Source organism: Microbispora hainanensis (genome assembly GCF_036186745.1).
In the GTDB taxonomy this organism is placed as follows: domain Bacteria; phylum Actinomycetota; class Actinomycetes; order Streptosporangiales; family Streptosporangiaceae; genus Microbispora.
Map to the genome: position 1 here is coordinate 1285551 of NZ_CP108086.1, position 15000 is coordinate 1300550.

Annotated in this window: 12 protein-coding genes and 1 pseudogene; 6 read left to right on the plus strand and 7 right to left on the minus strand. The window is 64.8% G+C overall.

Annotated features, from left to right (window positions below; genetic code table 11):
- Positions 1-71: 71 nt before the first annotated feature.
- The gene (locus OHB01_RS39835; protein WP_419197569.1) at positions 72-278 is read left to right on the plus strand and encodes an ATP-binding protein; all 207 of its coding nucleotides are present in this window, start codon (positions 72-74) and stop codon (positions 276-278) included.
- On the opposite strand, the gene OHB01_RS05840 is transcribed toward OHB01_RS39835, so the two are convergent.
- From OHB01_RS05840 to OHB01_RS05860, 5 genes are all read right to left on the minus strand, one after another.
- The gene (locus tag OHB01_RS05840; protein WP_328855047.1) at positions 208-1017 is read right to left on the minus strand and encodes an IS3 family transposase; all 810 of its coding nucleotides are present in this window, start codon (positions 1015-1017) and stop codon (positions 208-210) included. The two genes, OHB01_RS39835 and OHB01_RS05840, sit on opposite strands and share 71 nt — an antisense overlap.
- Positions 974-1339, minus strand: coding sequence for a transposase (locus OHB01_RS05845; protein ID WP_328855048.1), 366 nt, complete (start codon positions 1337-1339; stop codon positions 974-976). The genes OHB01_RS05840 and OHB01_RS05845 overlap by 44 nt, the downstream gene beginning before the upstream one ends.
- 491 nt (positions 1340-1830) lie before the next feature.
- Positions 1831-2400, minus strand: coding sequence for an HD domain-containing protein (locus OHB01_RS05850; RefSeq protein WP_328855049.1), 570 nt, complete (start codon positions 2398-2400; stop codon positions 1831-1833).
- Between the two features lie 67 nt (positions 2401-2467).
- Positions 2468-2947 carry a GntR family transcriptional regulator gene (locus OHB01_RS05855; RefSeq protein ID WP_142566099.1) on the minus strand — a complete coding sequence of 160 codons (480 nt, stop codon included), beginning with the start codon at positions 2945-2947 and terminating at the stop codon, positions 2468-2470.
- Positions 2931-3284 (minus strand): hypothetical protein, encoded by a 354-nt coding sequence (locus OHB01_RS05860; protein WP_328855050.1) that lies wholly within the window; start codon positions 3282-3284, stop codon positions 2931-2933. The genes OHB01_RS05855 and OHB01_RS05860 overlap by 17 nt, the downstream gene beginning before the upstream one ends.
- A 165-nt stretch (positions 3285-3449) precedes the next feature.
- Between OHB01_RS05860 and OHB01_RS05865 the strand changes: the two genes are divergently transcribed.
- The 4 genes and pseudogenes from OHB01_RS05865 to OHB01_RS05880 form a co-directional block, all read left to right on the plus strand.
- Complete coding sequence (locus tag OHB01_RS05865; protein ID WP_328855051.1) at positions 3450-4175, plus strand: XRE family transcriptional regulator; 726 nt, start codon at positions 3450-3452, stop codon at positions 4173-4175.
- A 634-nt stretch (positions 4176-4809) separates the two neighbouring features.
- Positions 4810-7911 carry a BPTD_3080 family restriction endonuclease gene (locus OHB01_RS05870; protein ID WP_328855052.1) on the plus strand — a complete coding sequence of 1034 codons (3102 nt, stop codon included), beginning with the start codon at positions 4810-4812 and terminating at the stop codon, positions 7909-7911.
- Positions 7912-7915: 4 nt separating this feature from the next.
- On the plus strand, positions 7916-10615 hold the full coding sequence (locus OHB01_RS05875; RefSeq protein WP_328855053.1) for a site-specific DNA-methyltransferase: 2700 nt from the start codon (positions 7916-7918) through the stop codon (positions 10613-10615).
- A gap of 83 nt (positions 10616-10698) precedes the next feature.
- Positions 10699-12117 (plus strand): annotated as a pseudogene (locus tag OHB01_RS05880) (IS1634 family transposase); the annotation flags it as partial.
- Positions 12118-12123: 6 nt separating this feature from the next.
- Here the strand turns inward: OHB01_RS05880 and OHB01_RS05885 are convergent.
- Both OHB01_RS05885 and OHB01_RS05890 read right to left on the minus strand, forming a co-directional pair.
- Complete coding sequence (locus OHB01_RS05885) at positions 12124-12759, minus strand: transposase (RefSeq protein WP_147945461.1); 636 nt, start codon at positions 12757-12759, stop codon at positions 12124-12126.
- Entirely contained in the window at positions 12669-13208 is a 540-nt protein-coding gene (locus tag OHB01_RS05890; protein ID WP_147945462.1) for a winged helix-turn-helix domain-containing protein, read from the minus strand. The genes OHB01_RS05885 and OHB01_RS05890 overlap by 91 nt, the downstream gene beginning before the upstream one ends.
- Before the next feature lie 514 nt (positions 13209-13722).
- On the opposite strand from OHB01_RS05890, the gene OHB01_RS05895 reads away from it, so the two are divergent.
- Complete coding sequence (locus OHB01_RS05895) at positions 13723-14922, plus strand: ISAs1 family transposase (protein WP_328855054.1); 1200 nt, start codon at positions 13723-13725, stop codon at positions 14920-14922.
- The last annotated feature ends 78 nt before the right edge of the window (positions 14923-15000 follow it).

Consider the following 15000-nt stretch of genomic DNA (forward strand, 5'->3'; position numbering starts at 1 on the left):
CCACGAAACTCGGCGCGGTTCAGGGCTTCGCCCCGCTGGATGACACCGGTGCCCAACTGCTGTTTCGCTTCGTGGCCGCCGCCTACGAACGCCGCGCGCTCGGCATCGGTTCGCACTGGCCTTTCGATCAATGGGGCCGCTTCCTGCCCGAGCACACCACCGCTGTCAGCCTGCTCGACCGACTGCTGCACCACAGCATCGTGGTGGTCACCGAGGGCGAATCCTTCCGCATGAGGCAGGCCCGCACACGAGACCCGGCACGCCACACCAAAAAGTAGCCAACTTCGAAGACGTGGGGACCTCAACCTGGCCACCAACGGCGACACGCACTTGGCCGTTGACAGCGCATCCGACCCTTCCCATGGACTGCACCACGCCCCAGTGCCGGCAGGCGGCCTGGAAGCGGGCGGCGGTGTATTCGCTGCCGCGGTCGCTGTGAAAGATCACACCGTCCACGGTGCCGCCCCTGGTGGCGGCGGCCATCTGCAACGCGGCGACGGTTAAGGCGGCGTCGTGGTGTGCGGACATGGCGTAGCCGAGCATCCGGCGGGAGAACAGGTCCTCCACCGTTGCCAGATACAGCTTGCCTTCACCGGTGGGGATCTCGGTGACATCCCCGCACCACAGCACGTCCGGCGCGACCGCGATGAACTGCCGCCGTACCAGATCAGGTGCCACGGGCCGTTTCCCGGCCTTGGTCAGCCCTCGGGGTTTGCGGCGCTCGCGGGCGACCAAGCCGAGTTCGGCCATCCGCGCCGCCACCGTGTTCTCCGAGACCCGCCACCCATCCTGGTGCAGGTCGCGCGTGATACGCGGGGACCCGTAGGTGCCCATCGAGGCGGCGAATCGGGCCTCGATCGCCGCATCGAGATCGGCTCTCCGCCGCTGACGAGCAGTCGGCGCCCGGTCGCGCCATTTGTAGAACCACGCCTGCGAGACGCCCAAGGCTCGGCAGGCAAGCGCGTGGGGGACGTCATGCTCGGTCTTCTGGGAAGCGATGAAGGCCGCCACGCTCACCGGCCCGTCGCTTCCTTGACCCAGAGGACCACCGAGCGCTTGAGGACATCACGCTCCATCGCTCAGCGCGCTCCTTGGCCCACTCGGCCTTCTGCCTGCGCAGACGCGCCAGTTCCTCACGCTCAGACTCGGCCAGCTCACCGACGCCGGAACCGGTGTCCTGCTCGCGGGCCAGCCGGTCCATCTGCACCCAGTTGGCCAGCGTTCCCGCGTTGATCCCCAGGTCCCTGGCGACCTGAGCGATCGACTTACCCGTCTCCCGGACGATGCGCACCGCACCCGCCCGGAACTCCGGATCGAACCTGCGTCTGGTCTCTCCCACGCCCAGCCCTTCTTAGGTCAGGTCTCCACGGTAAGAGGGGAGAGCCAGAAGCTCCGGGATTGGGCGACTAAGTATCCCCCATTGCATTTCTGTGGGGTTGTGCATCTCTACTATAAGGCGCTCGTCCGTCAAGTAGACGTAGCCATCCCAAGCGGCGTCGCTGAAGCGGACATAAACAGGACTTGCAGCCCAACGAACTTCACTTTGCTCATAGTGGCCATACACCCGCTGCCATAGCGCCGACTCGTCGATATATCGCTCGTGCGTCAAATCTCTGCGCCAGCGCACCTCGAAGGATTCAGCGGGGCCATCACCGATCTCGGGAACGGCTCTTTTCTTGGAGAATAAGCCCACAGAATTCTCTCTCCGGAGAGTACCAATGTATCTGGTTATGGTGCCACATCAGTGGCATGAGAGAAAAGACGTGTTCGCCACATTCCTCATCATGGGACTGCTCTCGGTCAGGTAGCCGAGAGCGCAGGCGTAACAAGTCAGCCGTCGCTTCTGTGAGCTGTCCGAACTCTCAAAGCGGCTTCGATCGTCCGCACGGCCAACAGGATGCAGGGCGTTGACATGGTGATGGAGCGCGAGACTAAATGCTCAGGACCGTAACGTGAGTGAATCTCCGCCAAGCGCTCGGTGACGTCGAGATGCCGGCCATCTGGGCCGGTGGTCATGTCGCAGTACGTCAGCGCCTCGGCCAGCTCCGGCCGCTCCTGGGCGAACTCAGCGTTGAGCACGTCGAGCAGGCCGCGTTCAGCGGCCTCGTTGACCGCGCAGGAGTGATGGGCGACCAGGCGGCACAGCCGCTCGTCGGCGCCCGCCACATCGCGCAGGTAGCGGGCGCCGTCGAGGGGGTGAAACCCAGTGTCGACCAGCTCAGGGGAGTAGCCGATGTCATGGAGATAGGCAGCGGCGGTCAGCGCGTCGGCCTCGTCGCCGAGGATCGGGGCCAGCGACACGGCGCGCGCCGCCACCCCTTTCGTGTGCGCCCAGCGGCGGGGCAGCGCCTTGGCAAGGAGTCGTTCGGCCAGGTCCCGCGCCCACGCAGCTTGTCCCACGAGACAGACGATAGGCGCACCCGCCCCCGCAAGACCTAGGGCACCAACCCAGACGTCCTAGGACGTCCTACTCATCGGAGCGGACGAACCGACCCTTGCCCTGCCGGGACACGATCAGCCCTTCGCGCTCCAGCTCCGCGAACGCCTGCCGTACGGTGTTGCGCGACGCCTCGTACAGCCAGCGAAGTTCCGCTTCGCTGGGCAGCAGGTCTCCGGGGCCGAGGTCGCCCCGCTCGATCCGCCGCCGCAACTCGCGGGCGATGAGCTGATACCGGTAGGAGGCATCGACCGGAGCGTCAGCGCCTTGCACAAGCCGCCCCTTCGACGGGACAGTCACGATCAACCCCTCCGCCTCTAAGGCCCGCAATGCGCGTCGTACCGTATTGCGGGCAACGCGGAACTCCGCCGTCAGAGCGGTCTCCGAGGGCAGCGCCCTCCCCACCGGATAGACGCCCGTCGTGATCCGTTCGCGCAGCCGCTCAGCCAGCTTGCCGGAGACTCGCTGCCCCGTCAGCCACGCCTTGCGCCGTTCAGGAGCGGTGCGCATCGAGAATCTTCGTCAGGTCGATACCGAGCTCTCCCTGTTCGCCCTCGCGCCAGCCCTCACGCGCCGCCTTCTCGATTCGGTCGGCCGCCGGCAGCAGGCGCAGGCACGAGACCCGCTCGTCGTGCTGGTCGCCCCAGTAGAACCACAAGAACGCCAGGTGGACGTAGACCCGGCGGGGCCGTAGCCGGCTGTCGGTCACGTCCAGGGCTGGCCGGTTCTTCTCATCCACGATCAGGACCGCCGTGATCCCGCGCTGTTCCAGCTCATCCCGCAGCTCCGTCAAGAGCTGTTCCTGATACTCGCGCTGCCGCTTCTGGATCGGCCGCAGTTGCTCCATGCCCTGACACGCTCCTTTCGGCTTGACGGTGGGCGCGTGCGCCGCGCCCATGCCGAACGAGCTTCCGTCGAGGCGGGGGAACCTCTACACCGCGACTAAGGGACGTCTAGGGACGTCTCGTGTTAACGTCGCAGGCAGAGCCGCCGCGTCAGGAGGTACACCCCCGTGAGCGACACCCTGCGCCATGCCCTTGCCCGGGCCAGACTCGGAACCGTCGACGTCGCCGCCGCCCTCGAAGTGGACCCCAAGACGGTCGACCGCTGGCTCAAGGGCCGCGTCCCCTACCCCCGCCACCGCTGGGCACTGGCTGACATGCTGCAAGTCGACGAGAGTGACCTGTGGCCCGACGTCGCCCAACCGCGGCGAACCATTTCCCATGAAGTGAAAGCCGTCTATCCCCACCGCTGGGCCGTACCGCAGAACATCTGGCGGCGGCTCTTCCAGGGCGCAAGTCGCGAGATCGACATCCTGACCTACAGCAGCCTGTTCCTCGCTGAGGACACCGGCATGATCCGCCTGCTCGCCAGCAGAGCCGAGGTAGGCGTGAAGATCCGCATCCTTCTCGGCGATCCGGACAGTCCCGAGGTGGCCGCCCGAGGAGCCGAAGAAGGCATCGGAGCCGACGTCATGGCCGCCCGAGTACGCAACGCCCTGATGCTGTACCGGCCGCTCCGGAAGGTCGACGGCGTGGAGGTCCGCCTCCACCGCACGACGCTCTATAACTCCATCTACCGGGCCGACAGCGAACTTCTCGTGAACGTCCACGCCTACGGCACCGCAGCGGCCCAAGCCCCCGTGTTGTACCTCACGGCCACCAGGGACGAAGACAGCACAGCCGTCTACCTCACCAGCCTCGAACGCGTCTGGGCCACAGCCGAACCGCTCTGCTGACAGCCCGTCTCGCGGCCGAAAGCAACTTTTCTTCTCGCTATCAAGGGCGAGCCGCCTACGGCGGCCCGCCTCGCGCTGGACGGCCAGCCGGCCGGGCGTGCGGCTCTTCGGCCGGTCCCGGCCGGCGCGTCCGCGCGCTCCCAGCCGCCAAGACGGAACGCCAGACGAGCGAAGACCACCGCGGCCAGGAGGACCAGAGCGACGGGGCCAACTCGCCGAGGCGATCCAAAGGAAAGAGCCGCAAGGGGGCTCCGCCCCCTGCACCCCCGGCCCTCCTCGGAGAGGAGCAGGGGACTGTGCAGGTAAGGGTGGTCATCTCCTCGCCGGTCACCCCGAAGGGATGCCATACCGGCCGCCCAAGGTCAAGCCGTCGAGTGCGGGCAGGACAACCAGCCAGAGCGGAAGGTCACCGGGAGTGTGTACACGCGAACGACGGCTTGACCCCAGGCGTCCGGCCTGGCATGGCTGCGCCTGCCCGACGAGGAGATGACCACCCACTGTGCTTGGCTGCGCGGGGTAGAGTTCCGCCAGCTCTCGAGGTTCACCTTCCAATCGAGATCACACTTCGGCAGCTCTTTACTACTTGCTGCTTTGCCTCGCTAGGCTGCTTGGGATCTAGACGAGGAGGCGGCGAGTGTCTGACCGTGTCATTGAGAACCCGATCATCAACTCGCCCTACCTCCCGCCCAGCAGACACTTCGAGTTCGACAGGCATGGCGTCCCCGGCGACATCAAGGAGGGGCGTCGTCCGAGCTCCTTCTTCATTCCGGTCCCCAGGGCGCGCAAACGCGGTGCCCAGGGCGAGCTGGACTTCCCGGAACTCGGTCTGGACGGCGATCAGATCGAGGAGAACCACTTCGTCAACGCCATCCGCCGCAGGGTGGACAGGTGGCGGCGGTCCGGCTACCGAGACGTGACCCCCACCTCTCGCCGCCTCCTCGAATACTGGAACGATCCCGACCGCGACAACCGGATCCTGTTCTGCCAGCGGGAGGCAGCCGAGACGGCGATCTACCTCGCGGAGGCCGTGCACAAAGAGGGCGACTCCTCCATTCACAACCAGCTCGCCGCATTCAATGCGGAGTACAACGCGGGCCTGAACCGGATCGCGCTCAAGATGGCGACGGGTTCCGGTAAGACGGTTGTAATGGCGATGTTGATCGCCTGGCAGACCCTCAACAAGGTCGCCAGCCCGCAGGACAAGCGCTTCGCTAAGCGCTTCTTGGTGGTCGCCCCTGGCCTGACCATCCGCGACCGGCTCCGGGTGCTGTTGCCTGAGGACGAGGACAACTACTACCGGATGCGGGACCTCATCCCGGCGGACCTGTACGGCTCGCTGAGCCAGGCGAAGATCGCAATTACGAACTACCATGCCTTCCAGCGCCGAGAGACCAAGCTCGGCCAAGGGGTAGCCAGGACCACCAAGGACCTACTGGCCGGCAAGTCCGGCGCCGCCAGCCCGTTCCTGGAGACGCCCGGTCAGATGGTCGCCCGCGTCTGCCGCGAGCTGGGCACCAGTAAGTCAGAGGTCGTCGTGCTTAACGATGAGGCCCACCACTGCTATCGGGACCGGGTTGACGACCCCGAGACCGGCGCCGAGGTCGACCTCGCCGGGGAGGCTAAGAAGGAGGCAGCCGAGAGCGTCGAGGAGGCGCGAGTCTGGTTCAAGGGGCTACAGGCGGTCAAGAGGCATCTGGGCGTTAAAGCGGTCTACGACCTGTCGGCCACCCCGTTCTTCCTGGCGGGCTCCGGCTATAAGGAGGGCACGCTCTTCCCCTGGGTGGTCAGTGACTTCTCACTGATCGACGCCATCGAGTCGGGCATCGTCAAGATTCCTCGGGTACCGGTGGACGATAACCGCACCTCGGTCGACGTCACTTACCTCCAGCTCTGGCAGAACATCCGCGACCAGCTCCCCAAGAGGGGGCGTAAAGATTCCATGGTCAACGCCGATTATCTGCCGCCCGCACTGGAGGGAGCGCTGCGCAGCCTCTACGACTCCTATCGCAAGGCGTTCGAAGCGTGGGAGGGCTCAGAAGCGGCCCGCCAGGGCGACCCGCCCCCCGTTTTCATCGTGGTTTGCAACAACACGACTGTCTCGAAGATGGTCTACGACTGGATCGGCGGCTGGGACAGGCAGATCGATGACGAGACCACCGTCCCGGTCCGCGGCAAGCTGCCGCTCTTCTCCAACGTGGACGAGGACGGCCGATGGTTGCACCGGCCACCCACCATCCTCGTTGACTCCGAGCAGTTCGAGAAAGGTGAGCTCACCGTCGAGTTCCGCAAGGCGTTGAGCCACGAGATCGAGGAATTCAAGCAGGAGTACGCCCGGCGTTTCCCCGGCCGCTCTGCGGATGACATCGATGATGCTGAGATCCTGCGGGAGGTGATGAATACCGTTGGCAAGAAGGGCAAGCTCGGCGAGCACGTTCGCTGTGTGGTCAGTGTCTCCATGCTCACCGAGGGCTGGGACGCCAACACCGTCACTCACATCCTCGGCGTGCGTGCTTTCGGTACGCAACTGCTCTGTGAGCAGGTGGTCGGTCGTGGCCTGCGCCGGCGCTCTTATGCGGTGGACGAGAACGGTTTCTTCACGCCTGAGTACGCCGACGTATATGGCGTGCCGTTCCAGTTCATGCCGACTGCTGGGCAGATCGTCGACCCGAAAATCCGGGTCACCCGCAGGGTTCACGCTGTCTCTGGGCGGGAGCACGCGGAGATCGTTTTCCCGCGGCTCGTCGGCTACCGGATTGAGCTACCAGACGAGGAACTGGACGCCGACTTCTGTGAGGAGAGCAACTTCCGCTTGTTCACGGACATGATCCCTACTGAAACCCTGGTCGCAGGGGTGGCAGGGGACACTGGGGACCATACGCTGGAGGACCTCGCCAGGAAGCGCGAGCAGGAGGTCGCATACCACCTCGCCGAGCGCGTGATGCTCGGTTATCTGACAGATCCGGACGACCGGAAGCCGTGGCTCTTCCCGCAAATCGTGCATATCACTAAGCGATGGCTGGCCGAGTGCGTCATGTACGGCCCGGATACCTTCGTCGGGTTGTTCCTGATCGCCCAGATCTCTGACCAAGCAGCACGTCGGATCAAGGACTCAATCCTCACGACCAAGGGCGCTCGTCAGCCCCGGTCGCTGCCCATCTTCCGGCAGTTCGATCACGTCGGCTCCACCAAGGAGGTGGACTTCTTCACCACGAAGCAGGTTTTCCGTACTGACGAGCGGAAGAGCCACGTCAACTTTGTGGTGCTCGACGGGGCCGAGGGCAACACGTGGGAGGAGAAGGTCTCCCGAATTCTGGAGCTGGACGAGCGCGTCGCTGCTTATGTGAAGAACGACCACCTCAGTTTCAGCATCCCATACACAATCAATGGACAGACCCGGCAGTACCTTCCTGACTTCTTGGTACGGCTGGCGCCGCTATCGGCGCACGACGACGAGGTACGCACGCTCATCGTCGAGGTGTCCGGCAGCCACAAACCCGAGGACTCCACACACGAGAAGGCCGTGACGGCTCGTGACCGCTGGGTCCCTGCGGTCAACAACCACGGTGGTTTCGGCCGATGGAGCTACTGCGAGCTAAAGGATCCGGAGAAGTTCGGAGCCCACCTGAACGATGCGATCCAGGCGTTGTACGGAGGCTACGGAACAAGCGCCCAGATCGGCCCCGACTGGGGCTATGACTCCACGACCTCAACGATCTCTGCTGGCGAAGGGAAGTAGCGGGATGCAACCGAAGAAGACCTCCGGACCGACCGTCGTCGAGTCGTTCACGCACGAGGACAAGCGGACCAACATCCCGACCGCCGACTCCCACGAGCTTCTTGACGAGGAGGCTGCCACCGTCGCCCAGTTGCGCTATCCGCGCAATCCCGAGCTGGACCCGCAGCTCGTCTGGATGGGTAAGGACGAGCAGGACGCCGACGATCTGGTTGTGGATGCTCCGCCGATCTATATACAGGAGAAGATCAACCCGCGTGTTCTGATCGAGAATCTCCGCCGTACGGCGGAGCGTCCCGAGGACGAGCCCGAGCTCACGCTCTTTGACGACTTCGACGGCCTATCAGGCTTCGAATCGGTCGAGTATTACCAGCACGAGGCCAACTGGTCCAATCGGATGATCCTCGGCGACTCTCTCCAGGTCATGGGCTCGCTCGCGGAGAAGGAGAACCTGCGCGGCAAGGTCCAGATGATTTACATCGACCCGCCATACGGCATCAAATTCGGCTCGAACTTCCAGCCGTTTGTGGGAAAGCGCGATGTCAAAGACGGCAAGGCGGAGGATGTCACCCGTGAGGTCGAACAGATCAGGGCGTTCCGCGACACCTGGAAGCTGGGCATTCACTCTTATCTCGGCTACCTACGGGACCGCCTGATTGTTGCCCGTGACCTGCTCACCGCCTCGGGAAGCGTCTTCGTCCAGATAGGCGATGAGAACGTTCACTTGGTTCGTTCCCTCCTTGATGAAGTCTTTGGAGTCGAGAACTTCGTTTCACAAATTACGTTCCTGAAGACAAGCTCTTCTACCAGCGAGTTCGGTGGAATTGCTGACTATATTGTTTGGTATGCCCGTGATCGATCCCTCATGAAATACCGCCAGTTATTCTCGTTGAAGACCACGGCCGGGTCTGGTGGATCGGGATATACGCAGGTGGAGCTTCCTGATGGAACTAGGCGCCCTCTAACGAAGGATGAGGTGCTGAGTAATGGCTTGCTGCCAGTCGGTAGCAGGATATTCTCTGCAGATAATCTGACTAGCCAGAGTGCTGGTCGCGAGAAAGGTGAGGGGGCTGCATCCTGGTTCGAGGTGACTCTCAATGGAAGAAAGTACGATCCGGGAATGAAGGCTCGATGGAAAACCAATGAAGCTGGAATGGCTCGCCTCCTTTTGGCGGGGCGGGTCCTAGAGCCAACCAAGCGAGGCGCGAAGCTCTCTTACTTGCGGTATTTGGACGATTTCCCTGCCATGCCAATAGGGAACGTGTGGACCGATACGCTGGGGCAGAACCAGTTCGGCGGCGAGAAGACGTACGTGGTTCAGACGGCGCTTCCTGTAGTTGAGCGCTGCATGCTCATGACGACCGACCCCGGTGACCTCGTCCTCGACCCTACCTGCGGTTCCGGCACCACCGCCTATGTTGCCGAGGAGTGGGGACGCAGGTGGATCACCATCGACACCTCCCGAGTATCACTGGCTCTCGCTCGGTATCGGATCATGGGCGCCAAACTTCCTGCCTATTTACTTTCCGATTCCAGGGAGGGCCAGGCCCAGGAGTCCAAGCTGACAGGGCAGGCGCCGCTTCCCGGCCCTTACAAGGGTGACGTCCGCAAGGGATTTGTCTACAAGAGAGTCCCGCACATCATGCTCAGCTCGATCGCGCGCAACCCTGATATCAAGGAGGGGATGTCCCGAGAGGAAATCGAGGCCGCCATCAGGCGCCATTCAGAGCAGGAGCTTCTCTACGACCAGCCGTACGAGGACAAGAAGAAGGTCCGCGTGGCCGGGCCGTTCACCGTGGAGTCTCTGGCCCCGCATAAGACGATTACGCCGGCCGTGCAGACCAGGACGGAGCAGGCGGCGACGGAGCTGGATGCCTCCGGGTTTGAGCAGTCGGTTCTGGAGAATCTCGCCAAGGCGGGTGTGCAGAACGGCCGGAAGGGTGAGCGGCTGGAGTTTGAGTCACTGGTGCCGTTCGCCGGGGAGCTAATTAACGCCGAGGGTATCCAGAAGACGGACGAGGAGGGAGCGCCGCAGCGGATAGCGGTGAGCATCGGTCCCCGTTACGGCACCGTGGATCCGGAGTGGATTCGACGGGCGGCCCGCGAGTCGCTTAAGGGGATCGGTTTCGACCTTCTCATTGTCTGCGCCTTCGCCTTCGACCCCCAAGCGCTGAAGACGACCGAGGAGTTTAAGCCGGACCCGGAGGAGTTCGCCTCTGTCCAGGAGTTGCGGAGGCTCGGCAAGCTCCCGATCCAGCTGGTCCGGATGAACTCCGACTTGGTCATGGCAGACGTGCTGAAGAAGACCGAGACCGGCAACCTGTTCATGGTCTTCGGCGAGCCGGACATCAACATCGAGCGCACAGATGAAGGGGTGGTCGTTGAGCTCCTTGGCGTCGATGTATACGACCCCATGCGTGGTGAGATCCGGTCGAGAGGTACGGGTGACATCGCTCTCTGGATGATCGACACAGATTATGACGGGGAGTCATTCTTCGTCCGGAACTGCTACTTCACGGGCGGTCAGAAGCCATACGAACGGTTGAAGAAGGCTCTCAAGGCCGATATCGATGAGGCCGCGTGGGAGCAGCTGTACACGACCCGCTCCCAGCCGTTCCCGCTGCCCAGCAGTGGAAAGATCGCGGTCAAGGTGATCAACCACTATGGTGACGACCTGACTTGGCTCACGTTTCAAGATTGTCGCTGAGCGCGAGGCGTTGACCTCGTGGTTCCCCGTCGGGAACGGCGAAAAGTGCGCACTAAATCGATCATGTCTCTACCCTGGTGGCCGTGTCTCCGTACGTGCGGACGGTGAAGACGGCCTCAGGCGCCCGGGCGGTGCAGATCGTCTACTCCTCCCGCCGCGGATCGCGGGAGATCGAGCACATCGGGTCGGCGCACGACGACGCCGAGTTGGAGACGCTCAGGGCGGTGGCGCGTCAGCGGCTGGCCGCCGGCCAGCAGGAACTGGACCTGGGGCTGGACGATGGGCCGATGGCGGGCGGGCCGCTGGAGATCGTCAGCTCGCGGATGGAACACCTGTGGGACGCGCTGTCCCGCGCCTACGACACGCTGGGGTTTGCTGCCGCGGCCGGGGGCGATGAGGTGTTCCGGCAGCTGGTGCTCGCGCGGGTGATCGAACCGACGAGCAAGCACGACAGCCTGCGCGTGCTCGGCGAGGCCGGGATCGATGCGGTGTCGTATGCCACGGTGAAGCGCCGCCTGCCGGACTACGCCGCACCGCAGTGGCGCCAGGCCCTGGCCGGTGCATGCGCGGCCCACACCCGCCTCGGGCCGGCCAGCCTGGTCCTCTACGACGTGTCAACCTTGTACTTCGAGACCGACGCCGGGGATGGGTTCCGCGAGCCGGGCTTTTCCAAGGAACGCCGCCTGGACCCGCAGATCACGATCGGGCTGCTCACCGACTCCTCCGGGTTCCCGCTCATGGTGACCGCCTTCGAGGGCAACAAGGCCGAGACCCACACCATGCTCCCGGTGATCGAAGGGTTCATGGCGGCCCACCACCTGCCGGACGTCACGATCGTGGCCGACGCCGGGATGATCTCCGAGGCGAACAAGCAGGCCATCGAAGCCGCTGGGCTGTCGTTCATCCTCGGCATGAAGATCCCCGAGGTGCCGTATGTGGTCAAGCAGTGGCGGCGCGAGCACCCCGGCACCCCGATCCCCGACGGGCACATCTTCATCCAGCCCTGGCCGTCGGGATCGAGCCGGCCCCGCCGCGACCAGATGATCTACTACCAGTACCGGGCAGAGCGGGCCCGGCGCACCCTGCGCGGCATCGACGAGCAGGTCGCCAAGGCCCAGCGCGCCGTCGACGGGCAGGCGCCGGTCAAGCGCAACCGGTTCATCAGGCTGTCCGGCGCTACCAAGAGCGTCAACACCGAGCTGGTGGACAAGGCCAAGGCCCTGGCCGGGCTCAAGGGCTACATCACCAATCTCGCCGCCTGCCCGGACGGGACGCCCATCACCGCCGAGTTCGTCATCAGCTCCTACCATCGGCTGTTCGAGATCGAAAAGTCCTTCCGGATGAGCAAGCACGACCTCAAAGCACGGCCGATCTACCACCACAAACGCGAGTCCATCGACGCGCACCTGACGATCGTGTTCGCCGCCCTGGCGGTCGGCCGGTGGATCGAGGCACGGACCGGATGGTCGATCAAGAAGTTCGTCCGCACCACCCGCCGCTACTGACCTTTAATTCGTGATGTCGCCTCCCGTTCTCATGGTCAGGCCGGTCGGTGGGAGGCATCCGTCGATGAGGTGGGCCCGGTACTGGATCTTCTTCAGGGCGCGCTTGATGACGCGGACGAGCTGGGGCAGGTCGGCGGCGGCGAGGTTGGCCAGGGCGCCGCGTTTGAGCAGGGACCAGATGCCCTCGGTGGGGTTGAGGTCGGGGGCGTAGGCGGGGAGCTGGACGATGGTGAGCCAGTCGGCGTGCTCGGCGGCGAAGGTCTTCATCCCGGGCACTAGGTGCAGGTTGAGGTTGTCCCAGACCAGCACGATCGGGGCGCCGAGCTGGGCGTGGGCATGAAGGATCAGGTCGCGGTAGTCCATCCAGCCGAAGGTCTTGGGCTCGCCTTTGCGGCCGCGGTAGACGTGCAGGCGGTAGATCAGCCGGGAGCGTTCGCCGGGTTTGTAGCAGACCAGGGCGGCGATGTTCACCCGTCCGCTTCCGCGCCCGCGGACGTGTACCACCGGCGTGTGCCCGCGCCGGCCCCACGTTCGTGCGCGAGGCGGCCTCAGCCCTTGACCGGCTTCGTCTTCGAAGCAGATCCAGGCGCCGTCGGCCGCCGCGGATCTTCCACCTGCGGCCAGACCTCCTTCTTCCACACCTCGATCGCGGCCTCGTCCCGCTCGATCGCCCGGCGGGCGGGGCGCTGGCACGACCAGCCGTTACGCCGCAGCAGGTACCACACCCCCTGAACGGTGTAGCCGAGGTGGAACATCCTGCCGATCAGCGTCTTGATCCGCATCAGCGTCCAGCGCTGGTCGGCGAACCCGTGCGCCAGCGGACCGCGTTCCAGCTCGGCCTCCAGCCGGGCGAACTGCGCCGGGCTGAGCCGGGGCAGCGCGTGCGGGCCTGCTGAGGCCAGCGCCGCCGTGCCACCCTCGCGCCAGGCGCGCCGCCACCGCTCCACCGACCGCTGAGTGACCCGCAACGTCCGGGCTACCGCCGCGTTCGTGACCCCCTGCTCGAACATCACGGCTGCGCTCAGCCGTACCTCCTCGCGGCGCCGCTGCTCCTGGGGGGTGAAGCCGCCGCCTTGGGCATACCGCACACCCTGGTCATACAGACCAGATCAGCCCTCGTCAGCTCACCGACAAGACCCATTTAAGTTCCGTATCGCACCGTCCGAATCCAAGCCGGCAACCACGTCCTGACCGCCGCCGACCCTCTGCCCACCGACCTACGCAACGCCCTCAAGCGGATCCGCAGCCCCGAAGGTGCGCACTAAATTGAGCCAACTCAGGTCAACCACTATGGTGACGAAGTCCTTCAGGTCTACGACCTCTAAACCTCGACGTAAGTGTGTCTCCTGTTACAGGAGACACACTTACAGTATCGAATATATGTACTAGTTCACAAAATGTCGGTGGTGCTTGCCATCATCTGCGGCATGCGTTACACGGATGCCCAACAGAGCGCAGGGCCCAAGCGTTCTCGGCTGGTGAGATGGGCGCAGCCCTGGGACGGACGGGTAGTTGAGGGCGCCCCGGTGCGGAGATGACAAACGCGACCCCTCATGATCGTCGGTGTCTAGCCAGTCGATCAAGAACAGGGGTCGCGTTCGCGTGCCATCATCCCCGATCGACGTGCTCTCCCGCCACCTGGAGCGCGTCACCATCTGCGAGCCGCTGTCCGACCTGCCCACCCTTGCCGAGGTGCTGGATGCCATACCGGACCCTCGCAGCCGCCGCGGGCGCCGCTACCGACTCGGCCCGCTGCTCGCGTTAGCCCTGCTCGCCGTGCTCGGCGGAGCGACTTCCCTGGCGAAGATCACCCGGTTCATCGCCGGATACGATCCCGAGCTACGCGCCCGGATCGGTCTCCCGGGCCCCGTACGGCTGGCCGCCTCCACCCTGGGACGGCTGCTGGCCCGCCTGGACGGCGACGACTTCGACGCTGCGACCTGCGCCTACCTGGCCAGGCTGGCCGCCGCGCCACCAGCGACCGGCACGAACGGCACGAACGGCACGAACGGCAGAACAGCGCTACTCGGCCTGGCCGTGGACGGCAAAACCCTGCGCGGCAGCCGCACCGGCGACCGTGTGACCCACCTGCTGGCCGCCACCCGCCACGACACCCAGACGGTGATGGCTCAAGCCCAGGTCGCAGCCAAAAGCAACGAGATCCCCGCGTTCACGCCCCTGCTGTCCGGGCTCGACCTCACCAGCGTGGTCATCACCGCCGACGCCCTGCACACCCAGCACGAGCACGCCAGGCAGATCGTCGCGGCCGGAGGGCACTACGTGTTCATCGTCAAGGGCAACCAGCCCACCCTGCTGCGCCGGCTCAAGGCCCTGCCCTGGCGCGAGGCCATCCTCAACGACCGCACCGACGAGACCCGGCACGGACGCCGCGAGATCCGCCGCATGAAGATCTGCACCGTCCGCCCAGGCCTGCCCTTCCCCCACGCCGCCCAGGCCATCCAGGTCAAACGACGCCGCACCAACAACGCCACCGGGAAGACCACCATCGTCACCATCTACGCCATCACCAGCCTGCACCCCGGCCAGATCACCCATGCCCACCTCGCCGGACTGATCCGCGGCCACTGGAGCATCGAAGCCCTGCACCACATCCGCGACGTCACCTACCGCGAAGACGCCTGCACGATGAGGACCGGGGCCGCACCCCGGATCATGGCGAGCCTCCGCAATCTGGCCATCGGCCTGGCCCGCCTGATCGGCTGGACCAACATCGCCGCCGCCACCGACCACTACCGCAGCCACCCCACCGATGCACTTCAGCTACTCGGTCTCACAACCTGAGAACGCTTCAGCCCTGCAACAGAGCGCGATCGCCACCCTTGACGACCCGCTGCTGATTGAACCGCGCCGAGTTTCGTG

What these genes read in the sequence shown, in the direction of transcription:
- OHB01_RS05855 (WP_142566099.1), bottom strand. Translation starts at nt 2,947, where the DNA reads ATGCGCACCGCTCCTGAACGGCGCAAGGCGTGGCTGACGGGGCAGCGA.
- OHB01_RS05860 (WP_328855050.1), bottom strand. Translation starts at nt 3,284, where the DNA reads ATGGAGCAACTGCGGCCGATCCAGAAGCGGCAGCGCGAGTATCAGGAA.
- OHB01_RS05875 (WP_328855053.1), top strand. Translation starts at nt 7,916, where the DNA reads ATGCAACCGAAGAAGACCTCCGGACCGACCGTCGTCGAGTCGTTCACG.